We start from the raw sequence: 24,933 nt of genomic DNA on the forward strand, positions 1-24,933 counted from the left end.
AAAAGGAGCATAAAGTTTCGATGCAGAAGTTTTATCAAAGATTAAAAGAGAATCAAAAGGAGCGCGCCCGGTGCGCGTTTCTTGTTTTGCATTTCGGCGTGCTGGCAGTGCTGCTGTTTCTGGCGCGCCCGCTGCTGGATACGACGGCGGCAGACCGGGAGTGGAGTATTCACTTTCTGTTCCCGTGCCTGCTGGCGTGTATCATACTGACGACAGTCGTCAGTTTCTGCCGGTTTGCTGCAGAGCCGGACCAGAAACCAAAACCGCGCTATGTGGGATGGAAACAGCCGATTCTGATGCTGGCAAACGCAGCCTATTTGTTTGCCACACTGGAATTTGTCACAAACAGCCAGTTCCGGGAGATGAAATGGTATTATGCGTTGTTGAATATCGGTGTCATTTTCGTACTTTCCATTTTCGTTTCCCTCTTTCTGAACTCCATCCGCCGCGCGATGATTTTCATGAACATCTTTTATTTCTGCATGAGTCTGGTATTCTACTATGTTTATCTGTTCCGCGGAGAAGCGTTCCAGCTCATCGACCTGTACAGCATTGCGACGGCGGCGGACGTAGTCGGCGGCTACAAATTCGAGATCACAGGTGAAATCGTGACTTCGTTTATCACGATGATGCTCGTTGTGCGCCTCTGGCTGCAGAGCCGGGAATACCGTTTTGCACGGAAAACGAGGAATAAAATTCTGCTCCGCGTGGCTGCTGCTGCGCTGATGCTCGGAACATACCTGGCGTACATGAATCTGAACTGGAACGCCGAGTTCGGTGTCATCAGTGACCTCTGGAATCCGGCGAAGACATACCGCCAGTACGGAACGACGGTCGGTTTTACCGCGGTCGCAAAATACATGCGCCTGACACCGCCGGACGGCTATTCGAAAGACGAAGTGACAGCGATTGCCGATACGAGCGAGAAAGAGACGAAAACAGAAGATCTTCGAAAAGATAATGCGGATAGCGTGACACCCGTCAACATCATCGCGATCATGAACGAGTCGTGGTTTGACTACCGTTCCGTCGGCGATCCGCAGACGAGCGAGAGCTACATGCCGTTCCTCGATTCGCTGACCGAAAATATCATCAAAGGGCACACGCTGACGTGTACCAAGGGCGGCGGAACAGCAAAAACGGAGTATGAGTTCCTGACCGGAAACTCCTGCAAGCGGTTCCCGGGCATGGTGCCGTACGTCAGCTACTTTACGCACAGCCAGTATTCCCTTGTCACGACGTTAAAAGACCAGGGTTATCAGGCAATTGCGATGCATCCGAACAAGGCGACAAACTGGAAGCGGAGCACGGCATACCGTTTCCTTGATTTTGATGATTTCATCTCGATTGATCAGTTCTCCGATACGGCCAAGCGGTACCGCGGCATGATCAGCGATCAGGCGAACTATGAGAAGATCGTGGAAACCTACGAGAACAAGGAGCCGGGCAGCCCGTTCTTCCTCTTTGATGTGACGATGCAGAACCACAGCGGCTACACGAACCGTTATTTCCAGGCGGATATCAACTGCAACGGCTACGACAGTGATGAGGCCGATCAGTATTTCTCCCTGTTAAAGCTTTCCGATGAGGCAATTTCCTATCTGATCCGGTATTTCCAGCAGGTGGACGAGCCGACGATGATCATTATGTTCGGCGATCATTCCCCGAAGCTGCCGGATGCGTTTGAAACATGGATTGCCGGAGACGCCTATCAGAATCTTTCGGTCGAGGATCAGGAGAAGTTCTATGGAACCCCGTTCTTCATCTGGACCAACTACAGCATGAAATCCGAGAGCAATGTCTGGATCAGCACAAACTATCTCTCAAGCTATGCGTTAAGCCTTACCGGCCTGGAACTGACGCCGTACAACGAGTATCTGCTTGACCTGCGCGAGAAGATGCCGGCGCTCAATCACCTCGGCTTTTTAGCAAGTGACGGAACCTGGTACCGCTGGAACGACAGCGATGCGCCGGAGGAGGATCTCGAGTACGAACGGCAGTATGAATGCCTGCAGTACAATGAACTGATCGACAAAAAAGACCGGGATGACAGCTTTTTTACAATTTCCGGTGAAAAAGACGAGGAATAAGGGCTTTCCCTACTTGCCAGAAAACGGAAACCTATGGTAGACTATACTCCGTATGACCGGGAAACCCCGGCGGTAACTTCACGTTTACAATTAAGAATAAGAAAATGAGGTTTTAAAAAGTATGATTGCAGCAAATAATGTGACACTTCGTGTCGGAAAAAAAGCGTTGTTTGAAGATGTCAATATCAAATTCACCGAGGGAAACTGCTACGGCATGATCGGTGCCAACGGAGCGGGAAAATCAACCTTTCTGAAAATCCTGTCCGGCCAGCTTGAACCGACAAACGGAGACGTAACCATCACACCGGGCCAGCGTCTTTCCTTCCTCGAGCAGGACCACTTCAAATACGACAGCTATCCGGTACTCGACACCGTTATCATGGGAAATGCCCGTCTCTATGAGATCATGAAAGAGAAAGAGGCGCTGTACGCAAAAGAAGACTTCACCGATGAGGACGGTATCAAAGCGAGCGAGCTCGAGGGTGAGTTTGCAGAGATGAACGGCTGGGAGGCAGAGACCGATGCAGAGCAGCTCTTAAACGGCCTTGGCATTGAGCCGGAACTGCACTACGCACAGATGGCGGACCTGACCGGCAGCCAGAAGGTCAAAGTTCTTCTTGCAAGAGCCCTGTTCGGAAACCCGGACATCCTTCTTCTCGACGAGCCGACCAACCACTTGGACCTCGATGCGATCGAGTGGCTTGAGGAGTTCCTGATCAACTTCGAGAATACCGTTATCGTCGTATCCCACGACCGTTACTTCCTGAATAAAGTCTGCACCCAGATCGCAGATATAGATTACGGAAAAATCCAGCTCTATGCCGGAAACTACGACTTCTGGTTTGAGTCCAGCCAGCTGCTGGTAAAACAGATGAAAGAGGCGAACAAGAAGAAAGAGGAGAAGATCAAAGAGTTACAGGATTTCATCTCTAGATTCAGCGCCAACGCATCGAAGAGTAAACAGGCTACTTCCCGTAAGAAAGCCCTGGAGAAAATCCAGCTCGACGATATCAAACCATCCAGCCGGAAATATCCTTACATCGATTTCCGTCCGAACCGTGAGATCGGAAACGACGTTCTGCAGGTAGAGGGACTGACCAAAACCGTAGACGGCGTGAAAATCCTGGATAACTTAAGCTTTACCCTCGGAAGAGAAGATAAAGTTGCTTTCGTCGGAAGCAACGAGCAGGCGATCACCATGCTGTTCAAGATTCTGACCGGAGAAGAAGAGCCGGATTCCGGTTACTACAAATGGGGCGTAACCACCACACAGGCTTACTTCCCGAAGGACAACACCGCAGAATTCGACTGCGACCTGACTATCGCAGACTGGCTGACCCAGTATTCCGAGATCAAGGACGTAACGTATGTCCGCGGATTCCTCGGAAGAATGCTTTTTGCCGGTGAGGACGGCGTGAAACGTGTCAGAGTCCTTTCCGGAGGAGAGAAAGTGCGCTGCCTGCTCTCCAAGATGATGATTTCCGGTGCAAACGTTCTCGTTCTTGACGAGCCGACCAACCATCTGGATATGGAGTCCATCACTGCACTGAACAACGGTCTGATCAAATTCCCGGGCGTGCTGCTGTTCACCTGCCACGACCATCAGTTTGTACAGACCACAGCAAACCGTATCATGGAGATCCTTCCGAACGGCGCGCTGATCGATAAGATGACCACCTACGACGAGTATCTTGCAAGCGATGAGATGGCAAGAAAACGTCATGTCTACACAATGACAGAGGAAGATAATTAAAGATGAGCAAAAAGACGACAGTTTCCGGCATTCTGCTGGTGTTGCTTGTGCTGGCCACAACGCCGCTTCTTGGAACGGACAACGTTTCGTTCCTGAAGTGGTGGCTTATGACCCTGGTGCTCGGTATTGGATTTTATCCGGCTGCCGCAGCGCTGTTTCCGCGGTTTCATGACCGGGGATGGATGTTTTCTAAAGTGCTTGGCATCGTTGTTTCCGGTTTTGCTGTATTTGCTCTTGGAAGCTTCGGACTGGTTCCGTTTACCGCACCGGTCTGCCTGATCACAGTCGGCGTACTGATCCTGGCTTCTTGGATTTTCGGATGTTTTAAGGTACGCGTCCATGCGCCGGAAATCGACTTCCTGATGATGGAAGAAGTGTTGTTTTTCGCCTTTTTCCTTCTCTGGACCTACCTTGCGGGCTTTCACCCGGAGGCACACGGAACCGAAAAATTCATGGATTATGGTTTTATGAAGGCCATGATGCGCAGCACCGCCGTTCCGGCAGAGGATCTCTGGTACAGCGGAAGCGGTATTAACTACTATTACGGCGGCCAGTTCTATGCCGTATTTCTGACGAAGATTACCTTCACGGATGTAAAGCAGACGTACCATCTGATGCGTACGATGGTGGCATCGTTCGCGTTTGTTCTGCCGTTTTCGATCACCTACCATCTGGCAGAGTCGCGTGCGTGCCACCGCATCCGGAAAGAGGGCGGCAATAAAAGCCAGATTGCACCGGTGCTTGGCGGTCTTCTTTCGGGAGGCGCCGTTTCCCTTGCCGGAAATATGCACTATGTGATTTACGGCTGCATCCGCCAGTGGCTGGGACTGAACGAATCGGCTTACTGGTTCCCGAGTTCGACCCGCTATATCGGGTATGACCCGCTTGTGGAAAATGACCGCACGATTCATGAGTTTCCATCGTATTCCTTTGTGCTCGGCGACCTGCATGCCCATGTGGTGAATGTCATGTTCGTCCTGCTGGTGCTGGGCCTTTTATATTCCTACGTGAAAAATACCTGCCGTGATCCGGAAAAAGAGTGGAAATGGTCGTTAAAAGACGTTCTGCTTCAGCCGCAGATCATCGCGGCGGGCTTTCTGATCGGTGTGTTCCACTGGTCCAACTACTGGGATTTTGCTATCTATTTCGTCGTGATTGCAGGTTTTGCGCTGTACGGTGCGCTGTACCGGTATCATGCGCGGGCGAAAGAGACGATCGGAACGGTTCTCCTGCAGGCTGCAGAAGTTTTTGCAATTGGAACGATTGTCGCCCTTCCGTTTACAATGAAGTTTGAGACGATGGTTTCCGGTGTCGGCATTGCCAGGCACCATTCGATGCTGTATCAGCTGGCGATTCTCTGGGGCCTTCCGACGGTGCTCGTTGTGCTGTTTATCGCAGCCGTTCTGCTAGCATGGCGGAAAAACTGTCATCTTCCGGGCATGGAGAGGCAGGGACAGATTGTACTTGCCGATGGAAAGACGCAGGAAGAGGTGGAAGAGCAAGCCGTTGCCCTGATTCTGGGAGAGAAAAAACCGGAGCCGGGCGAAAAAGAAACGGCGGAAAAGCCAAAAAAAGTTTCTGCCTTCTGTAATTTCTGGAGAGAGATTGCGGTGAGCGATATGGTGATCGGTATTTTAGGCCTCTGTGCCATCGGCCTTATCATCATTCCGGAGCTCGTCTATGTGCGCGATATCTACGAAGAATCGTATGCGCGCTCCAACACGATGTTCAAGCTGACGTATCAGGCATTTATCCTGTTCGGTATCTGCATGAGCTACATCATCACGCGGTTCCTGCTCTGGAAAAAAGAGCGGATTCTGCAGGTGTTCGGCGGAATCGGGCTGGTACTGCTTTTATGGACCTTCGGCTATTTTGGAACGAGCGTGTACTCCTGGTTCGGAAATGTTTTCGATCTGTCCGAGTACCGCGGACTCGATGCGACAGCGTATCTGGAAAATGTCTTTTCCGAGGACGCAGGTGCCATCCGCTGGCTGGATGAAACAATAGAAGGACAGCCGGTTGTGCTTGAGGCGAACGGCGACAGCTACAGCGATTACGAGCGCGTTTCCGCAATGACCGGTCTTCCGACCGTGCTTGGATGGTATGTCCATGAATGGCTCTGGAGAGGGGATCCCGCAGACTTAAATGTCCGCGCCGAGGATGTGAAACAGATGTACACCTCGACCGATACGAATGAAGTGCTGCGCCTGCTGGAGCAGTATCATGTGACCTGCATTTTTGTGGGAAGCAAAGAAAAGGAGAAATACGGCGATGCGCTGAACGAATCGCTGCTGCAGTCCATCGGAGATATCGTTTACCAGGATACTGCGTCCGGTACGTATATTCTTCAGGTGCAGGATACATAAAGAACAAAAACAGGAGAAAAGAACCGCCGGGTGCGGCATCTTTTCTCCTGTTTTTCATATAATACAGAGAATGCAGAAGAAAGTGCGAAGGGCAGACCATGCGGAGATTCCGAAAAGTGCGGCACGTTCCTCTGCCGCTTCTGGCTGTGATAATGGCGGCTATTCTGTTTGCAGAGCTGGCACGGTGTGAAAGAGAAGGCGCGAAAGAGACAGCGGCGGAAGCAGAAAAAAGTGTGCCCCGCCGTGCGGCGCTGACATTTGATGACGGGCCGAATGCGTGCTATACGCCGGAGGTGCTTGAAATTTTAAAAGAAAATGAAATTCCGGCAACGTTTTTTCTGCAGGGGCAGTGTCTTGCCGGAAACGAAGAAATCGTCCGCCGGATGCATGCGGAAGGCCATCTGATCGGAAATCATACATTTCATCATGTTCAGCTTACGAAAGTATCAGAAGAGGAAGCGAGGGAGGAGGTCGTGAAAACAAGCAATGCAATCTACGAGATCACAGGGGAATATCCCGTCTATATCCGTCCGCCGTTCGGGGAATGGAGAGAGGGGCTGGACCTTGCAGTGACGATGATCCCGGTACTCTGGGATGTGGATTCCCGCGACTGGGAGAGCCAGAACACCGCGTCGATTTGCAGCGAGGTGCTTCCGAATGTGAAGGATGGCAGCATTATTCTCATGCATGACGGCTACCGCGCGACGGTGGAAGCGCTGCGGCGGATCGTAAAAGAATTAAAAGAAGAGGGATACACGTTTGTGACGGTGCGTGAGCTGATTGAAGAATAGCTTCCGCGGATTCCATCGAACATAGTTGCGGAGAATCCGAGATTAAGGGGTTGAGGATACCCGCCAAAATGTGATAAGATAAATGGCAGAAAGAAAAATGGGGTGAAAAATACATGGATTTGTTTGATTATATGAAAGAAACCACAATGGAAAAAGAGTCCCCCCTCGCATCGCGCATGCGCCCGACAACGCTGGACGAGGTGGTTGGACAGGAGCACATCATCGGCCCTGGAAAGCTGTTGTACCGTGCGATCAAGGCGGATAAACTCGGCTCCGTCATTTTCTACGGCCCTCCGGGAACGGGAAAAACGACGCTTGCCCGCGTCATCGCCAACACGACAAGCGCAGAGTTTACCCAGCTGAATGCCACGACAGCCGGCAAAAAGGATATGGAAGAAGTCGTAAAAGAAGCGCAGCAGCGGATCGGCATGTACGGCAAAAAGACGATTCTTTTTGTCGACGAGATCCACCGCTTCAACAAGGGGCAACAGGATTATCTGCTTCCGTTTGTGGAGGACGGCACACTCGTTCTGATTGGCGCGACGACGGAAAACCCGTATTTCGAGGTCAACGGGGCGCTGATTTCGCGTTCCATTATCTTTGAATTAAAGCCGCTCGAAAAAGAGGACATCGAAAAACTGCTGGAGCGCGCGGTGACGGACCCGGTAAAGGGGCTCGGGACGTACAACGTTGTGCTCGATGCGGATGCAAAAGAGTTCCTCGCCGACATCGCAGGCGGTGACGCGAGAGCGGCCTTAAATGCAATCGAGCTGGGCGTCCTCTCGACGGAACGTCAGGCGGACGGAAAAATCCATATCGATCTCGAAACGGCATCGGAGTGCATCCAGAAGCGCGTCGTGCGGTACGACAAGACGGGCGATCAGCATTACGATACGATCTCTGCATTTATCAAGAGCATGCGCGGTTCTGACCCGGATGCGGCGGTCTTTTATCTGGCCAAAATGCTGTATGCCGGGGAGGATATCAAGTTTATCGCCCGCCGCATCATGATCTGCGCGGCGGAGGATGTCGGCCTTGCCGATCCGAATGCCTTAAATGTAGCAGTTTCCGCGTCCCTTGCCGTGGAACGCGTCGGCATGCCGGAGGCGCAGATTATTCTGGCGGAGGCAGCCACGTATGTTGCCTGTGCACCAAAGAGTAATTCTTCGTACGAGGCAGTCTTTGCGGCGATGAAGACGGTCGGAAGTGTGCGGACGTCGGTTCCGCCGCATCTACAGGACGCCCATTACAAAGGTTCTGCCAAACTCGGCCACGGTGAAGGCTATCAGTATGCACATGATTACCCGAATCACTACGTCGAGCAGCAGTATCTGCCGGACGAGATCTTAGGAAGCCGTTTCCTTCATCTTGGAACGAACGGCTATGAACAGAAGATCCGGGAAAACTTCAAAAAAATTGGAAAAGACATCGAATAAAAGGGGAAGAAACCATGACAGACTGGCTTGGAAAGCCGTATTATTCGCTGGATGCCTATCTGAAAAAGACGTTCGGGGAAAAAGTGTACAAGCTCTCGCTCGACGGCGGGATGACGTGTCCGAACCGGGACGGCACCTGCGGTGACCGGGGCTGCATTTTCTGCAGTGCGGGCGGCTCCGGTGATTTTGCCGGGGACAGAAACAAATCCATCCCGGAACAGATCCGGGAGCAGAAATCCCTCCTGCAGCAAAAGCGGCCGGTGCATAAGTTCATCGCTTATTTCCAGGCGTATACGAACACGTACGCGCCGGTGGAATATCTGGAAAAAATTTTCCGGGAGGCAATTTCGGACGAGGAGGTCGTGGTCCTTTCGATCGGAACGAGACCGGACTGCTTAGGGGAAGAGGTTCTTTCTCTGTTAGAAGAGCTGAACCGGATCAAACCGGTCTGGGTGGAGCTGGGACTGCAGACGATGCATGAAAAAACGGCACAGTATATCCGAAGGGGCTATCCGCTTTCCTGTTTTGAACAGGCAGTAAACAAGCTGCAAAGGCGGGGGATTCCCGTGATTGTCCACACGATCCTCGGTCTGCCGGGGGAGGGACAGGAAGAAGTCTTTGCAACAATGGATTACCTGAATGGACTTTCCATTTCCGGCATCAAGCTTCAGCTGCTTCATGTGCTGAAAAACACGGATCTTGCGGCGGACTACGCGGCCGGAAAATTTGAGGTGCTGGAGCAGGATGCGTATCTTACCCTTGTCATCGACTGCCTGCGGCGCCTCCGTCCCGATCTTGTGATCCACCGTGTGACGGGAGACGGCCCCGGGGATCTTCTGATTGCACCAACATGGAGCCAGGCAAAACGCACCGTCTTAAATGAGCTGCATCATCGCATGAAAGAAGAACATGCGTATCAGGGACAGCTTCTGGACGAAGAAAAAGGAGGAAACACACCGTGATTGAATCATCCTTTACGTTATACAAACTGATTATTCTCTACATGCTGCAGAATGTGAATTTTCCGCTGTCAAATACACAGATTTCGGATTTTATCCTGGAAAAAGAGTACACGAACTATTTTCATCTCCAGGAGGCGTTAAGCGAGCTGCAGGATACAAAGCTGATCGAGATCGAGAAGGTGCGCAACACCTCGTACTACCACATGACTGAGGAGGGCAGCAAGACGCTTTCCTTCTTCGAAAACGAGATCTCTCCGGAAATCCGGGAGGAAATCGACCGCTATATGAAGGAACACTCCTATGAACTGCGGAAAAAAGCGTCCGTTGTGGCCGATTACTACAAGACCGCGGGAGATGACTACGAGGTCCGCTGTCAGGCAAGAGAGCGGAAGACGACTATTTTTGAGATTGTCGTGACGGTTCCGTCCGAGGAGGCGGCCAAAAAGATCTGCAGCAACTGGGAAAACCGGAGTCAGAAGATTTATGCTTCGATTATGAATGAACTGTCAAGATAACGATTGACAGGAATGGTGGCATATAATAGAATAAATTAGTATGTCTAAAAAGCATAAACATGGAAAACATAGTAAATAAGATTTTATATTCCAAAGGAGATAAAACTGTGCCTGATTATACAAAAGAAATTGAAAGACGGCGTACCTTTGCCATCATTTCCCACCCGGATGCCGGTAAAACCACACTGACTGAGAAATTCCTGCTGTACGGAGGAGCGATCAATCTCGCCGGTTCCGTAAAAGGAAAAGCGACTGCGCGCCATGCCGTATCCGACTGGATGGAGATCGAGAAAGAGCGTGGTATTTCCGTTACCTCTTCCGTTCTGCAGTTCAATTACGACGGCTACTGCATCAACATTCTGGATACCCCGGGACACCAGGACTTCTCGGAGGATACGTACCGTACCCTGATGGCAGCCGATTCCGCCGTCATGGTTATCGATGCATCGAAGGGTGTCGAGGCACAGACCAGAAAGCTGTTTAAAGTCTGTGTCATGCGCCACATCCCGATCTTTACCTTCATCAACAAGATGGACCGCGATGCGAACGATACCTTCGAGCTGCTCGACGAGATCGAAAAAGAGCTCGGCATTGCAACCTGCCCGATCAACTGGCCGATCGGTTCCGGAAAGAAATTCCGCGGTGTTTACGACCGTGACAAAAAGAAAGTCCTTACCTTCTCCGATACAATGAAGGGAACAAAGGAAGGTATCGAGGAAGAAATCGATATCAACGATCCGCATCTTCTCGATGTGGTCGATGAGGACCAGAAAGAACAGCTCATGGATGAGATCGAGTTGCTCGACGGCGCAAGTGCAGAGTTTGACCAGGAGCTTGTCAGCAAGGGAGAGCTTTCCCCGGTATTCTTCGGATCTGCGCTCACCAACTTTGGTGTGGAGACTTTCCTGCAGCACTTCCTCACGATGACGATGCCGCCGCTTCCGCGTACGGCAGACTGCGGCGTGATCGATCCGGTCAAAGAGGATTTCTCTGCGTTTGTCTTTAAAATCCAGGCAAACATGAACAAAGCACACCGTGACCGTATCGCATTCATGCGCATCTGCTCCGGCAAATTCGACGCCGGAATGGAAGTCTTCCATGTGCAGGGAGGAAAGAAAATGCGTCTTTCCCAGCCGCAGCAGATGATGGCGAGTGACCGTCATATTGTTGATGAAGCATACGCCGGCGATATCATCGGTGTATTTGACCCGGGCATCTTCTCCATCGGAGATACGATCTGTATGCCGGGCAAAAAATTCGCATACGAGGGAATTCCGACCTTCGCGCCGGAGCATTTTGCAAGAGTGCGCCAGCTCGATACGATGAAGAGAAAACAGTTCGTCAAGGGAATTTCCCAGATTGCACAGGAAGGTGCGATCCAGATTTTCCAGGAGTACAAAGGCGGCATGGAGGAGATCATCGTCGGCGTTGTCGGCGTCCTGCAGTTTGACGTTTTAAAATACCGTCTGGAGAATGAGTACAACGTGGATATCCGTCTGGAGAACCTGCCGTATGAGCACATCCGCTGGATCGCAAACAAAGAGGAGATCAACCTGGACCGTATTCAGGGTACATCCGATATGAAGAAGGTCATGGACCTCAAGGGAAATCCGCTGCTTCTCTTTGTCAATCCGTGGAGTGTCGGCATGGTACAGGATCGAAACAAAGACCTTGTGCTGACCGAATTCAGCAAAAACTAAGAACAAAAGAGCGGGATGCCGCTTAAAAAGGAGAAGGAATGAACTTATTCGATATTCTGGGCCCTGTGATGGTCGGTCCGTCGAGTTCGCACACAGCGGGGGCAGTGCGGATTGGATGGATGACGCAGAAACTTCTCGGGGAACAGCCGGTGGAAGCAAAAATACTGATGTACGGTTCCTTTGCCGCAACGGGAAAGGGCCATGGAACGGACCGCGGTCTCGTCGCGGGTCTTCTCGGCATGCGGCCGGATGACGAGCGGATTCCGGACAGCTTTGAAATTGCCCGGAAGATGGGTCTTTCCTATTCATTCGGCATCGCCAATCTGACGAGTGCCCATCCGAACAGCGTCGTTCTGGAAGTAAAGGGAAAGAGCGGCCGGACGCTCGAGGTGCAGGCGTGCTCTCTTGGCGGCGGCCGTATCATGATCAACCGCCTCGACGGGCTGGATGTCAACTGCAGCTGCGAGATTCCGACCCTGATCGTCCACAATCTGGACCAGCCGGGCCACGTAGCCGAGGTTACGTCGATGCTGGCACATAAGTCAGTCAACATTGCGAATATGTCCCTCTACCGCGACAAGAGAGGCGGATCGGCCGTCATGGTCGTGGAGATGGATCAGCCGCTTCCCAAAGAGTCGCTGGAATGGCTGGAGCATCTTGAGGGCATTGTAAAGGTAACATACATCAACGTAACGGAAGGAGAAGAGGACGATGTCTTATAATTCACTGGAAGAAATTGTCCGAGAGTGCCAGGAAAAAGACCTGCCGTTTGATGAAGTCATCCTTCTGGACGATATGAATGAGAGAAATGTAAGCCGCGAAGAGTCCATTGAGACGATGCGCGGCATGTGGGAAGCCATGAAAGGCGCTGAACGGAATTACGACGGTTCGCTGCAGTCGAGAAGCGGTCTTGTGGGCGGCGCCGGAAAGACGATGCGCGCGTATGTCGAGAGCGGGAACACGCTCTGCGGACCGTTTGTCGGAAAAGTTATGGCATCTGCACTTGCGATGGGTGAGTCAAACGCCTGCATGAAGCGGATCGTTGCAGCACCGACCGCAGGAGCGTGCGGTGTGCTTCCGGCTGTGCTCGTGAATTACCAGAAAGAGAAGGGGACAGCGGATGAGCAGATCGTGCGTGCGCTCTACACGGCAGCCGGTATCGGCCAGGTCGTTGCGGCGCGGGCCTACATTGCGGGCGCTTCCGGCGGCTGCCAGGCCGAAATCGGAACAGCAAGCGCGATGGCGGCAGGCGCACTGACCGCACTTGGCGGCGGCACTCCGTCCCAGATCACGCATGCGGCAGCGATGGCATTAAAGAACCTGCTCGGTCTCGTGTGTGACCCGGTCGGCGGTCTTGTCGAGGTCCCGTGCGTCAAGCGGAATGTGATCGGTTCCGTGAATGCACTTTCTGCGGCGGACATGGCACTTGCGGGAATCATAAGCCGCATTCCGCCGGATCAGGTGATCGATGCGATGCGGGAAGTCGGCGACCAGATGCATCCGAGTCTGCGCGAAACCGGCCAGGGCGGCCTTGCCAACACGCCGGCAGCACGCGAGTGGTGCGCGGCACAGGAAGAAGAATAAAAAAAACTTTTATTTTCGGAAAACTTTTGGTATAATAAAGGAAAGTCAGCCAAGGAGGAGGTTCTTTAAGATGGCAGAGGCAAAAATTCAGAAAAGAAACACTTATACGATATATGATGACGAAGGAATCGGAACCGTGCAGATTGCAGACGAGGTGGTAGCTATTATCGCAGGACTTGCGGCAACGGAAGTGGACGGGGTAGCCTCCATGGCCGGAAATATTACCAACGAATTAGTCAGCAAGCTTGGCATGAAAAATCTTTCCAAGGGTGTCAAAGTTGATGTACTCGACGGCGTTGTCTGCGTGGATCTTGCCCTCAATCTCAAATATGGATACGAGATTCCGGCAACCTGCAAAAACGTACAGGAAAAAGTAAAAACAGCGATCGAGAATATGACAGGCCTGGAAGTTTCCGATGTCAATGTAGCCATTGCAGGCGTGAATATGGAACAGACGAAATAAAAAACAACGAACCGCGAGGGAATAAGGCGACCCCTTACAACCCCGCGGTTCTTGTTAACTATTCAGAGCCAGATGAAATGGAAGAAAAATAGTTAATTAACTATACAGGAAGGAATTAAAACAGACAATGAACAGAAGCAAACTTCGCGAAAATATTTTTAAACTTCTCTATACCGCAGAGTTCCAGGAGAAAGAGGAGATGCCGCAGCAGATGTCTCTTTACTTTACGTACTCTGACGACAACGACGAGGATGAAGAAGTAACCGTAAGCGAAAAAGATCAGACCTATATGGAAGAGAAATACCATCATGTGACCGAGCACATCCCGGAAATCGACGAGATGCTGAACCGTACTTCCGAGGGATGGAAAACGACCCGTATGGGAAAAGTAGACCTGGCGATCCTGCGTCTTGCCGTTTACGAGATGAAATTCGACGAGGACGTTCCGGTCGGTGTAGCCATCAACGAGGCCGTTGAGCTGGCAAAACGCTTCGGCAGAGATCAGTCTCCGTCCTTTATCAACGGTATTCTTGGAAAACTGGCAAGAGAAGAAGATGAGAAATAAAAATCAGAATGTTTACACCGTAGGCCAGGTCAATTCATACATCAAAAACATCTTTGACCAGGACTATATGCTCCGCCGGATTTACGTCAGCGGAGAAGTAAGCAACTGTAAATACCATCCGTCCGGCCACATCTATTTTTCCTTAAAAGATGCGGAAGGAACCATTTCCTGTGTCATGTTCGCCGGTTCGCGGCGCGGCCTTGCCTTCCCGATGCGGGATGGCGATAACGTGATTGTCGGCGGCAGCATCAGCGTCTATGAGCGGGACGGAAAGTATCAGATCTATGCAAAAGAGATCACAAAAGAGGGCGCCGGCCTTTTATACGAAAAGTATCTGGCCCTAAAAGCAGAACTGGAAGAGATGGGCATGTTTGCCCCGGAGTACAAGCAGCCGATTCCTGCGTATGTAAAGAAAATCGGCGTTGTCACAGCACCGACGGGAGCTGCTGTGCAGGATATCAAAAACATTGCACTCCGCCGGAATCCCTTTGTCCAGATCATCCTCTACCCGGCCCTGGTGCAGGGAGAGGGAGCGGCGGACAGCATCGTGGAGGGCATCCGCCGTCTGGACGCACTGAATCTGGATGTGCTGATCGTGGGCCGCGGAGGCGGTTCGATCGAGGATCTTTGGGCGTTCAATGAGGAAAAAGTAGCGCGTGCCGTTTTTTCCTGCCATACCCCGGTGATCTCCGCCGTCGGCCATGAGACCGACACAACGATCATCGATTTCGTGGCAGATCTGCGCGCCCCGACTCCGTCCGCAGCGGCGGAGCTGGCGGTCGCTGATGTCCGCGCGGTACTCAACACACTGGAAAATTATAAAAGCCGCATGAACCATGCGATGGCAAACCAGACGCAGAGAGCGAGAAGCCGCCTTCTGCAGTACGAGACAAAGTGGAAGTATCTCGGACCGGAAAATAAGATCCGTGACCAGAGAGCACGCCACGCCGAGCTGGAGCGTCGGTATACAGATGCGATGGAAGAAAAGCTCAAAGAAGCGCGCCACCGCCTTGCCCTTTACATTCAGGCGATGAAGGGTCTGTCCCCGCTGGACAAGCTGAACCAGGGCTATTCCTACGTGGAAAAAGAAGGAAAAGCCATCACTTCGGTGCAGGATGTCAAAGAAGGTGATCTGCTCGAAATCTGTGTATCAGACGGAAAGATCACAGCGCGCGCAGAGAAGACATCGGCCGTATCCTGGATGGAACAATCGTGAAAAAGCAGAGAATCGAGAAAACATGGGAAATATGGAAGCAGAAGAGAGAAAAGAAGAAGGAACCCCTTCCGGTGAGACACTGGAAGCAGCATTTGGAAAACTGGATCAGATGCTCGAAACGCTGGAGAGCAGCGATGTCAGCCTGGAAGACTCCTTTCGTTTATACAAGGAGGGAATGGAGCTTTTGAACGAATGCAGTCAGAAAATTGACCGCGTCGAGAAAAAAATGCTCCAGATGAATGAGGATGGAACATTCAGAGAATTTTAAAGCGGTACTCGAAGAAAAAACGCGGGAAGCGGAAAGTATCATTGCCGCTTACCTGCCGAAAGAGGAAGGCTTTGCAAAGGAACTGGCAAAAGCCATGAATTACAGTATGACAGCGGGCGGAAAGAGGCTTCGTCCGCTGCTTTTGCAGGAGAGTTTCCGTCTGTTCGGCGGAACCGGGGAGGCTGTAAAACCATTTATGGCAGCCATGGAGATGATTCACACCCATTCTCTGATCCACGATGATCTCCCTGCGATCGACAACGACGATTACCGCCGCGGCAGAAAAACGACTCATGTCGTCTTCGGGGAGGCCGTCGGCGTGCTGGCAGGAGACGCCCTTTTAAACTATGCATACGAGACAGCCTGGAAAGCCTTTCCACTGGAGGAGCACACCGACCGCGTAGTGCGTGCTTTTGGCATTCTCTGTCAGAAAACCGGAATTTCCGGCATGTTGGGCGGTCAGAGTGTTGACGTGATGAATGAAAAAGCCGGCCATTTCGCCATCGATCGTGAGATGCTGGACTACATTTACGAGAACAAGACTTCGGCGCTTTTAGAGGCTGCCATGATGGCAGGTGCGGCACTTGCAGGAGCAAACGACGATGATCTTGACGCGCTCTGCCGGATTGCCTCCAAAGTCGGAATCGCGTTCCAGATCCGGGACGACATCCTGGATGTCACATCCACGATGGAGGAGCTTGGAAAGCCGGTTTTCAGCGATGAAAAGAATGAAAAAACAACGTATGTGACGCTGTTTGGCACAGATGGGGCGGAGCAGGAGGTAAAACGGCTCACGAAAGAGGCCGTGGATGAACTGAAAAATCTGTCCTGTCCGAGAGATAAAATATTTCTGGAAGAGCTGTTTGAATCTCTGACTTCCAGAAAAAAGTAAGGGATGATTTCATGTTAGAAAAAATACAGAAACCAAACGATATCAAGAAGATTCCGGCGGACCAGCTTCCGGCGCTTGCAGAGGAAATCCGGGAATTTATTATCGAGTCTTTGAGTAAAACCGGCGGCCATCTGGCGTCCAATCTTGGTGTCGTGGAACTGACGATTGCAATGCACCGCGTCTTCGATCTTCCAAAAGACAAGCTGATCTGGGATGTGGGACACCAGTCCTACACGCACAAGATTCTGACCGGGCGGAAAGACGGGTTTGAAACGCTGCGCCGGGAAGGCGGCATCAGCGGATTCCCGAAGCGGAGCGAGAGTGACTGCGATGTATTCGACACCGGCCACAGCTCGACCTCGATTTCCGCAGGCGTCGGCTATGTGCGTGCACGGGAACTGAAAAAAGAAAATTATTCCGTTGTTTCGATCATCGGAGATGGTGCGCTGACCGGCGGCATGGCGTACGAGGCGCTGAACAATGCGGCCAGCCTGAAATCGAATTTTATTATCGTTTTAAATGACAACGAAATGTCGATCACCGAGAATGTCGGCGGTATGTCATCGTACCTGTCCGGCCTTCGGACGGCATCGGCGTACACGGGTTTCAAGATGGACGTCACAAAGGCATTGAACCGCATTCCGGGCATCGGACCTGGCATGGTGGATGCGATGCGGAAGACGAAAAGCAGCATCAAACAGATCATCATTCCGGGCATGCTGTTTGAGGATATGGGACTTACGTATTTAGGTCCGGTGGACGGCCACAACATTCCGCAGCTGATCAAGACCTTCCAGGAAGCAAAACGGTTTGAAGGACCGATTCTGGTGCATGTCCTGACACAGAAGGGCCGCGGCTATGAGCCGGCGATGCGCCACCCGGCAAGATTCCACGGTGCGGGTCCGTTCGATGTGAAAACAGGATTGCCGGTTGGAAAATCCAATCCGACGTACACGGATGTCTTTTCCACGGTCATGCGGAAAATGGGAGATCGAAGAAAGGATGTTGCGGCAGTCACGGCGGCGATGATGACCGGTGTCGGACTGAAACGCTTCTCCAATATGTTCCCGGACCGCTGTTTCGATGTGGGAATCGCAGAAGAGCACGCGGTGACATTTGCAGCGGCACTGTCACTCGGCGGCATTACGCCTGTCGTTGCGATTTATTCTTCATTCCTGCAGCGGGCGTACGATCAGATCATGCATGACGTCTGTATGCAGAATCTCCATGTCGTCTTTGCGATTGACCGCGCCGGTCTTGTGGGCTACGACGGGGAGACACACCACGGCATTTTCGACCTTTCCTATCTGGGTTCGATGCCGAATATGACAATTCTTGCACCGAAGAACCTCTGGGAGCTTTCGGATATGATCAAATTTGCGGTCGATTACGACGGCCCGATCGCGGTGCGCTACCCGAGAGGGGAAGCGTATGCGGGATTAAAAGAGTTCCGTGCGCCCATCTGCCTCGGAAAATCAGAAGTGATCCATGAGGGAAGCCGTGTTGCACTTCTTGCCGTCGGCAGTATGGTAAAAATGGCAGAAGAAGTGCAGAAACAGTTAAAAGAGCGGATGGATATGGATGCGGCGCTTGTGAATGCGCGGTTCGTCAAACCAATCGATGAAGAACTTCTTCGAAGCTTTGCCGATACGTATGAGCTTGTCGTAACACTCGAGGAAAATGTAAAAGACGGCGGCTTTGGAGAGCGCGTCCTTGCTTTTGCCGAGGAAGAAGACCTTCCGTTCGGCGTGGAGATCATTGCACTGCCGGACCGCTTTATTCCGCACGGAAGTGTATCATACCAGATGAAACAGGTCGGCTTTACGCCGGAAGATATCTGCGGCAGAATTGAGGAATACTACAGAAAACAGGGGCAGGAAGAAAGATGAAAAAACGATTAGATGTATTACTGGTAGAACGGGGCCTTGCCACATCGCGGGAAAAAGCGAAAGCCATGATTATGGCAGGAGAAGTTCTGGTGGACAATGAGCGGGAGGACAAAGCCGGTTCCATGTTCCCGGAAGAAGTGGAGATTGTCTTAAAAGGAAAACCACTGCCGTATGTGAGCCGCGGCGGTTTGAAATTAGAGAAAGCGATGAAAAACTTTGACCTTACCCTGGATGGAAAGGTCTGCATGGATGTCGGAGCATCCACCGGCGGCTTTACCGACTGTATGCTGCAGAACGGCGCCGTCAAGGTATATTCCGTGGATGTCGGCCACGGCCAGCTCGACTGGAAGCTGCGGAACGATCCGCGCGTTGTCTGCATGGAGCGCACGAACATCCGTTACGTCGTGCCGGAGGATATCGAGGAGAGACCGTCCTTCGTATCGATCGACGTATCGTTTATCTCCCTGACCAAGGTGCTGCTTCCGGTCCGGAATCTGATGGAAGAGAACGGCGAAATTGCAGCTCTGATCAAGCCGCAGTTTGAGGCGGGACGCGAAAAAGTCGGCAAAAAAGGTGTTGTCCGTGATCCGGCTGTACACAAAGAAGTCATTGAGATGGTCATTTCCTATGCGAAAAGCATTTCCTTCGGCGTGCGCCATCTGGAATTTTCTCCGATCAAAGGACCGGAGGGAAATATCGAGTATCTCGTTCACCTTGTCCGGCTGCCGGACGGCGTGACAGAGGAAGAGACCAATGTCGATGTAGACGCCATTGTAAAGAGCGCACACAATACACTGGATAAATAAAAGGGTTAAGGAGCATGATATGGAGCGATTTTACCTGATCACAAACAGAGCAAAAGACCCGGACCTTACCGTGACAGACCAGATCAGGCAATATCTGGAGGAGCGCGGAAAAACGTGTCTTCTCTGCGATAACAGCGAAAAAGGGGAAAAATACCATTATACGGATCCGGCGAAGGTTCCGTCAGATATCGACGGCATTCTGGTGCTCGGTGGTGACGGCACGCTTCTGCAGGCAGCAGGCGACGTGGTGGATTTACAGATTCCACTGCTCGGCATCAATCTGGGAACGCTCGGCTATCTTGCGGAAATCGACCGTGACACGCTTTATCCGGCGCTGGATCATCTGATGGCGGATGAGTATACGATTGAGCACCGCATGATGCTCTGCGGATCGATTTACCGGGACGGAAAGCTGATTGCGGAGGACGCGGCACTCAACGACATTACGATCACCCGTGAGGGAAACCTGCGTGTCGTCCGGTTCGACAATTACGTCAACGGGGAGTTTTTAAATTCCTACAGCGCCGATGGCATCATCATCGCAACGCCGACCGGTTCGACCGGCTACAGCCTCTCCGCGGGCGGCCCGATCATCTCACCGTCGGCAAGCCTGATGCTGATGACGCCGCTTGCTCCGCACACCCTGAATACGAGAAGCATTGTCTTCCCGGCAGAGGATGTGATCGAGGTGGAGCTCGGGCCTTCGAGAGACGGCGGCATTGAACAGGGCATGGCATATTTTGACGGCGACACCCGCGTTCCGATGAAAACCGGCGACCGGATCGTGATCAAAAAGGCCAGACGGGATACTCTGATTGTGAAGATCAGCAACATCAGTTTTCTGGAGACATTAAGAAAGAAAATGGCAAACATTTAAGATATAGTTACTGGGGAAGGATGCTTGAAATGAAAATCGCGAGACATGCACAGATTATCAAATTAATTAACCAATATGACATTGAAACACAGGAGGAGCTGGCAAAGAAGCTGGAGGAGAGCGGCTTTGCCGTAACGCAGGCGACGATTTCGAGGGATATCCGCCAGCTGAAGCTCACAAAAGTACCAAAAGAGAACGGCGGAAGCCGTTATGCTGTTTTGCAGAATGCACCGTCTGAGGTGGGAAGCCGCTATGCGCGCGTTCTGAAAGATGCGTTTATTTCTGTTGATCTTGCCAAAAATATTCTGGTCATCAAAACCGTATCCGGCATGGCAATGGCGGCAGCAGCGGCTTTCGATGAGATGAACTGGAGCGAGATCGTCGGCTGCATCGGCGGAGACGATACGATTTTCTGCGTGGCAAGAGATGACGACGCGGCGCTTGTGGCAGCAGAACGCCTGAAACGGATGGTGGACGGCATGGAGGAGACGGGCGAGGAGTTCTAAAAAACGCCCGTCTCTGCAAAAAGAGACAAAAAGATGACAGCAGGTGTGACACCGGAGGAAAAGAATGCTCACAAACTTACACGTAAAAAATCTGGCCCTGATCGACGAAGCGGAAGTGGAGTTCGGTCCGGGCCTGAATATACTGACCGGAGAAACCGGAGCCGGAAAATCCATCCTGATCGGTTCGATCAACGCGGCGCTTGGAAAGAAGATATCCCGCGAGATGATCCGGACGGGAGAGACAAGCGCGCTGGTGGAACTGGTCTTTGAAACCGAAAATCCGCATGTGCTGGAGCTGTTAAAAGAGATGGATCTCGAGGCAGAGGAGGGTCAGGTGATTATTTCCAGAAAGATCACCGGATCCCGCAGCGTCTGCCGCATCAACGGCGAGGCATGCAATATCTCGCAGGTAAAAGCTCTTGCGTCCCTGCTGCTCGACATCCACGGCCAGCATGAGCACCAGTCGCTGCTCTATCCGGACCGGCAGATCGCGATTCTTGACGCGTTTGCGGGAACCGAGGCGGCCACGGCAAAAGGAGAGGTCCGGGCGCTGTACCAGGAGTGGAAGAATGTCCGAAAGGAGCTCTCGGCGTACGAACTCGACGAGGAGGCAAGAAAGCGGGAGGCAGCATTTCTTACGTTTGAAATCAACGAGATTGATCAGGCAGAGCTAAAAGAGGGCGAGGACGAAGCGTTGGAAACTGCGTACCGGAAAATGGGCCATGCGAAAAAGATCGCGGAATCTCTGCAGACGGTATATGCGATCACCGGCTACGGTGCAGAGAACAGCGCCGGGGAGCAGGTCGGCCGCGCAATCCGGGAGCTGCAGCAGGCCGCGGTGTACGACGATGCACTTTCCGGTCCGTCGCAGACCCTTTCCGATATTGACGGACTGCTGAATGATTTCAACCGCGAAATTTCCGCATATCTTTCCGAACTGACCTTTTCCGAAGAAGAGTATTACGAGACGGAAAAGCGGCTCGATGAGATCAACCGCCTGAAAGCAAAGTATGGAAAGACGATGGAAGAGATCGCCGCATACCGCGAAGAACAGCAGAAAAAACTGGAAAAACTGGAAAACTTTGAGAGCTGCCGCGCCGCACTGCAGGAGCAGTTACAGAAAACGGAGCAGAAACTGGATGCGGCCGCACATAATCTGTCCAAGATCCGCAGAAACTATGCAAAACGGCTCGAAACACAGATTATCGAAGGTCTGCGCGACCTGAATTTCCTGCATGTCGCATTTGAAATTTCATTTGAAAAGACAAAAAGCTACACCGAAAACGGAACCGATGCTGTGGAGTTCTTAATCTCCACAAACCCGGGCGAAGCGATCCGTCCGCTGGCGAAAGTTGTTTCCGGCGGTGAACTGTCGCGAATCATGCTTGCAATCAAGACGATTCTTGCCGACCGCGACGAGACAGAAACCCTGATTTTCGATGAAATCGACACCGGAATCAGCGGAAGGACGGCGCAGAAGGTTTCCGAAAAAATGGCACAGATCGGGCAGCGCCATCAGGTCATCTGCATCACCCATCTGCCGCAGATCGCGGCGATGGCAGATTCTCATTTTGAAATCGAAAAAAACGTCGAAGAAAACGAGACCGTCACATCGATCCATCCATTATCCGAGGAAGATTCTGTCAGAGAACTGGCAAGAATGCTCGGCGGCGCGAAAATTACGGATTCTGTTCTGGCAAATGCCAGCGAGATGAAGGAATTGGCACAGGTACAAAAATCTGCAAGACTCAAATAAAGAGAAGTCCGCATACTAAGAGGGAAATCACGAAACAAAGCGTGGTTTCCCTCTTTTTCGCGGGCGGCGAGTCAAAGTCCGTGCCTGCACGAGAACTTGACGACCGCCGCGAAAACAAAAGAAATGCCGCAGTTCTGCCCTGCGGCGGAAAGGATGGGAATGCAAATGACGAGAAAACAAAAATACCGAAGAGTCCTGCTTGCGCTGGCGGCGCTGTTTCTGATCCTCGCTGTTCTTCTTGGCTACGATGCCATGCGCGAATCCCTGCCGGATACGATGTATGTGGATGAGAACAGCGAAAGCCCGTTTCAGCCGCTCACGAAACATCCGCTTCTGACGATTTCGGAAGATACGAAGGAAGCAGAAAAAACCGAATTCGGAGAAACGGGAGAAACGGTTGTAGAATGTTCCGCCGCCGGGATCCCGCTGAAAAAGATCCGTGTGATCCAGGAAGAACGGCCGAAAGTTGCCGTCTGCGGAGCGCCGGTCGGTATCTATATGGAGACCGACGGTGTGATGGTGATCCGTACAGCCGAAATCCGTTCGTCCGACGGAACCGTCAGCCGTCCGTCAGAAAATATTCTTCGGGAAGGCGACTATATCACAAAAGTAAACGGACAGAGCATCCGCAGCAAGCAGGATCTGATTGATGCAGTAAAAGTATCAAACGGTTCCCCGGTGTATCTTTCCCTGCTTCGGGACGGGGAAACGATCGAAGTGCAGGTGACACCGCAGAAAAGCCAGGACGGCACCTGCCGCCTCGGGGCCTGGGTCCGCGACAATATGCAGGGAATCGGAACACTGACTTTCGTGGAACCGGACGGAACCTTTGCAGCGCTCGGCCATGGAATCAGTGATATCGATACCGGAAAAATGCTCCAATTGAACGGCGGAGAACTGTATCTGACACAGATTCTGTCTGTGATCCCGGGAAAAGCGGGTGTACCGGGTGAACTGCAGGGCGTGATCCATTACGAAGAAAAGAACCGTATCGGGTCAGTGGCGGAGAATACCATCTACGGTATCCACGGCGTTCTGGACAGGGAAAAAAGCAGTGCACTGCCGCTTACCGTGACGGAAATTGCCTATCGGCAGGAGATCGAGACGGGCCCGGCCACCGTGCGGATGTGCGTGGACAATACGGTAGAAGAGTATGAGGCGGAGATTACAGAAATCGATCTTGGAAGCGAGAATACGAACAAAAATTTTGTGCTCGAAATTACCGATCAACGGCTGCTACAGAAAACCGGCGGCATCGTACAGGGAAATTCCGGCTCGCCGGTGCTCCAGAACGGAAGGCTGATCGGCGCCATTACCCATGTTTTCGTAAACCATCCAGAAAAAGGCTACGGTGTCTTTGCGGAAAACATGCTTGCACGGAACTGAAAAAATATGCGTTAATTTGGTTGAAATTGTTACAAACTTCCGAATTTTTACGGAAAATGTCGATCGAATTTTCAAAAATTTACGGGAAATATATTGAAAATGCGAAAAAATAAAATTATAATGTCTGTGTGATTGGAAAAAGTTCAGAAGAAAACGGATGCAGTGAAATTCCGGAAAGACTATGAGTTTTTGCAAAGGAGAGCTTTATGGAAAAGATCAACATTGCCATCGCGGATGATAACGAACGCATGCAGGAAATGCTTGGGAACGTCATAAAACAGGATGACACGCTTGAACTGATCGGGCAGACCGGAAACGGAAATGATATCTACAGTATCATCCGCGACAAAGAACCGGACGTCGTACTGCTTGACATTTTCATGCCGAAGATGGATGGTCTGACTGTAATGGAGAAAGTCAATGAGGATAAAAATCTGAAAAAAAGACCTGCCTTTATCGTTGTCTCCGCCGTAGGAGAGGAGAGGATCACCGAAGATGCGTTCCGGCTCGGCGCTTACTATTACGTCTTAAAACCGTTCGACAACGAAACTCTTCTGAACCGGATCAAAGCAACAAAAGGAATGACATCAGTAAGAAGATACCATCCAAGAAATTTTACAAACCCCGGAAAAGAGCCGATCTGTCCGCCGGAAAACAGTCTGGAAATTGATGTGACAAATATGATCCACGAGATCGGCGTTCCTGCCCATATCAAAGGATACCAGTACCTGCGCGATGCGATTCTGCTTTCCGTAGAGGACACGGAAATGCTCAATTCCATTACCAAGATTCTCTATCCGACCATCGCGAAACGCCACCAGACAACGTCAAGTCGTGTCGAGCGTGCCATCCGCCATGCGATTGAAGTGGCCTGGAGCCGCGGCAAAATGGACACAATCGACGAGCTGTTCGGCTATACCGTGAACAACCGCAAGGGTAAACCGACAAATTCTGAATTTATTGCATTAATTGCAGATAAAATACGTCTTGAACTGAAAAATCAGTAAAAAGTAACAAAAAAATCCGAACAAACGGAGAAATTACAGAAGTTTAGACTTTTTTTTCTGGACAAAGTACGGTATAATACAGACAGGACGTTGATTATCCTTTCG

Annotated in this window: 22 protein-coding genes; all 22 read left to right on the forward strand. The window is 51.6% G+C overall.

What is annotated here, in order from left to right; genetic code table 11:
• Window positions 1–20: 20 nt before the first annotated feature.
• The 22 genes from DW915_RS00465 to spo0A all read left to right on the forward strand — a co-directional run bounded on the left by DW915_RS00465 (window position 21) and on the right by spo0A (window position 24,828).
• Window positions 21–2,090 (forward strand): LTA synthase family protein, encoded by a 2,070-nt coding sequence (locus DW915_RS00465; RefSeq protein ID WP_118741380.1) that lies wholly within the window; start codon window positions 21–23, stop codon window positions 2,088–2,090.
• Between the two features lie 121 nt (window positions 2,091–2,211).
• Window positions 2,212–3,843, forward strand: coding sequence for an ABC-F family ATP-binding cassette domain-containing protein (locus tag DW915_RS00470; protein ID WP_022462526.1), 1,632 nt, complete (start codon window positions 2,212–2,214; stop codon window positions 3,841–3,843).
• Window positions 3,844–3,845: 2 nt separating this feature from the next.
• Window positions 3,846–6,209: a DUF2298 domain-containing protein gene (locus DW915_RS00475; RefSeq protein WP_118741381.1), complete on the forward strand. Its 2,364-nt coding sequence runs from the start codon at window positions 3,846–3,848 to the stop codon at window positions 6,207–6,209.
• 116 nt (window positions 6,210–6,325) lie between these two features.
• A complete protein-coding gene (locus DW915_RS00480) occupies window positions 6,326–7,000 on the forward strand; it encodes a polysaccharide deacetylase family protein (RefSeq protein WP_158580996.1) in 675 nt (224 codons plus the stop codon).
• 113 nt (window positions 7,001–7,113) lie between these two features.
• Window positions 7,114–8,436, forward strand: a complete 1,323-nt coding sequence (locus DW915_RS00485; RefSeq protein WP_055218257.1) for a replication-associated recombination protein A — start codon at window positions 7,114–7,116, stop codon at window positions 8,434–8,436.
• A gap of 14 nt (window positions 8,437–8,450) precedes the next feature.
• Entirely contained in the window at window positions 8,451–9,398 is a 948-nt protein-coding gene (locus DW915_RS00490) for a TIGR01212 family radical SAM protein (RefSeq protein ID WP_118741383.1), read from the forward strand.
• Window positions 9,395–9,913, forward strand: a complete 519-nt coding sequence (locus DW915_RS00495) for a DUF4364 family protein (RefSeq protein WP_022462531.1) — start codon at window positions 9,395–9,397, stop codon at window positions 9,911–9,913. Before DW915_RS00490 ends, DW915_RS00495 begins: the two co-directional genes overlap by 4 nt.
• A 107-nt stretch (window positions 9,914–10,020) precedes the next feature.
• Window positions 10,021–11,613 carry a peptide chain release factor 3 gene (locus DW915_RS00500; RefSeq protein ID WP_055228455.1) on the forward strand — a complete coding sequence of 531 codons (1,593 nt, stop codon included), beginning with the start codon at window positions 10,021–10,023 and terminating at the stop codon, window positions 11,611–11,613.
• Between the two features lie 38 nt (window positions 11,614–11,651).
• A complete protein-coding gene (gene sdaAB, locus DW915_RS00505; RefSeq protein ID WP_055218253.1) occupies window positions 11,652–12,335 on the forward strand; it encodes an L-serine ammonia-lyase, iron-sulfur-dependent subunit beta in 684 nt (227 codons plus the stop codon).
• Window positions 12,325–13,197: an L-serine ammonia-lyase, iron-sulfur-dependent, subunit alpha gene (gene sdaAA, locus DW915_RS00510; RefSeq protein ID WP_055228454.1), complete on the forward strand. Its 873-nt coding sequence runs from the start codon at window positions 12,325–12,327 to the stop codon at window positions 13,195–13,197. The genes sdaAB and sdaAA overlap by 11 nt, the downstream gene beginning before the upstream one ends.
• 70 nt (window positions 13,198–13,267) lie before the next feature.
• Complete coding sequence (locus DW915_RS00515; protein WP_022463352.1) at window positions 13,268–13,660, forward strand: Asp23/Gls24 family envelope stress response protein; 393 nt, start codon at window positions 13,268–13,270, stop codon at window positions 13,658–13,660.
• Window positions 13,661–13,787: 127 nt separating this feature from the next.
• Window positions 13,788–14,225 (forward strand): transcription antitermination factor NusB, encoded by a 438-nt coding sequence (nusB, locus tag DW915_RS00520; RefSeq protein ID WP_022463351.1) that lies wholly within the window; start codon window positions 13,788–13,790, stop codon window positions 14,223–14,225.
• The gene (gene xseA / locus DW915_RS00525; RefSeq protein ID WP_022463350.1) at window positions 14,215–15,441 is read left to right on the forward strand and encodes an exodeoxyribonuclease VII large subunit; all 1,227 of its coding nucleotides are present in this window, start codon (window positions 14,215–14,217) and stop codon (window positions 15,439–15,441) included. Before nusB ends, xseA begins: the two co-directional genes overlap by 11 nt.
• Before the next feature lie 22 nt (window positions 15,442–15,463).
• Complete coding sequence (gene xseB / locus DW915_RS00530) at window positions 15,464–15,709, forward strand: exodeoxyribonuclease VII small subunit (protein WP_226906307.1); 246 nt, start codon at window positions 15,464–15,466, stop codon at window positions 15,707–15,709.
• Window positions 15,687–16,601 carry a polyprenyl synthetase family protein gene (locus DW915_RS00535; protein WP_070103242.1) on the forward strand — a complete coding sequence of 305 codons (915 nt, stop codon included), beginning with the start codon at window positions 15,687–15,689 and terminating at the stop codon, window positions 16,599–16,601. The genes xseB and DW915_RS00535 overlap by 23 nt, the downstream gene beginning before the upstream one ends.
• 11 nt (window positions 16,602–16,612) lie before the next feature.
• Entirely contained in the window at window positions 16,613–18,490 is a 1,878-nt protein-coding gene (gene dxs / locus DW915_RS00540) for a 1-deoxy-D-xylulose-5-phosphate synthase (RefSeq protein ID WP_118741384.1), read from the forward strand.
• Window positions 18,487–19,296, forward strand: coding sequence for a TlyA family RNA methyltransferase (locus DW915_RS00545; RefSeq protein ID WP_118741385.1), 810 nt, complete (start codon window positions 18,487–18,489; stop codon window positions 19,294–19,296). Before dxs ends, DW915_RS00545 begins: the two co-directional genes overlap by 4 nt.
• 19 nt (window positions 19,297–19,315) lie before the next feature.
• Window positions 19,316–20,173 (forward strand): NAD(+)/NADH kinase, encoded by an 858-nt coding sequence (locus DW915_RS00550; protein WP_022463345.1) that lies wholly within the window; start codon window positions 19,316–19,318, stop codon window positions 20,171–20,173.
• Between the two features lie 29 nt (window positions 20,174–20,202).
• A complete protein-coding gene (argR, locus tag DW915_RS00555; protein ID WP_055267041.1) occupies window positions 20,203–20,679 on the forward strand; it encodes an arginine repressor in 477 nt (158 codons plus the stop codon).
• Window positions 20,680–20,743: 64 nt separating this feature from the next.
• Window positions 20,744–22,435: a DNA repair protein RecN gene (gene recN / locus DW915_RS00560; protein WP_117509106.1), complete on the forward strand. Its 1,692-nt coding sequence runs from the start codon at window positions 20,744–20,746 to the stop codon at window positions 22,433–22,435.
• A 165-nt stretch (window positions 22,436–22,600) separates the two neighbouring features.
• Window positions 22,601–23,821, forward strand: coding sequence for a SpoIVB peptidase (spoIVB, locus tag DW915_RS00565; protein WP_158568530.1), 1,221 nt, complete (start codon window positions 22,601–22,603; stop codon window positions 23,819–23,821).
• A gap of 206 nt (window positions 23,822–24,027) precedes the next feature.
• Complete coding sequence (spo0A, locus tag DW915_RS00570) at window positions 24,028–24,828, forward strand: sporulation transcription factor Spo0A (RefSeq protein WP_022463341.1); 801 nt, start codon at window positions 24,028–24,030, stop codon at window positions 24,826–24,828.
• The last annotated feature ends 105 nt before the right edge of the window (window positions 24,829–24,933 follow it).

Origin of the sequence: Blautia sp. AM42-2, assembly GCF_003480245.1 — a bacterium.
Lineage (GTDB): Bacteria > Bacillota > Clostridia > Lachnospirales > Lachnospiraceae > Fusicatenibacter > Fusicatenibacter saccharivorans.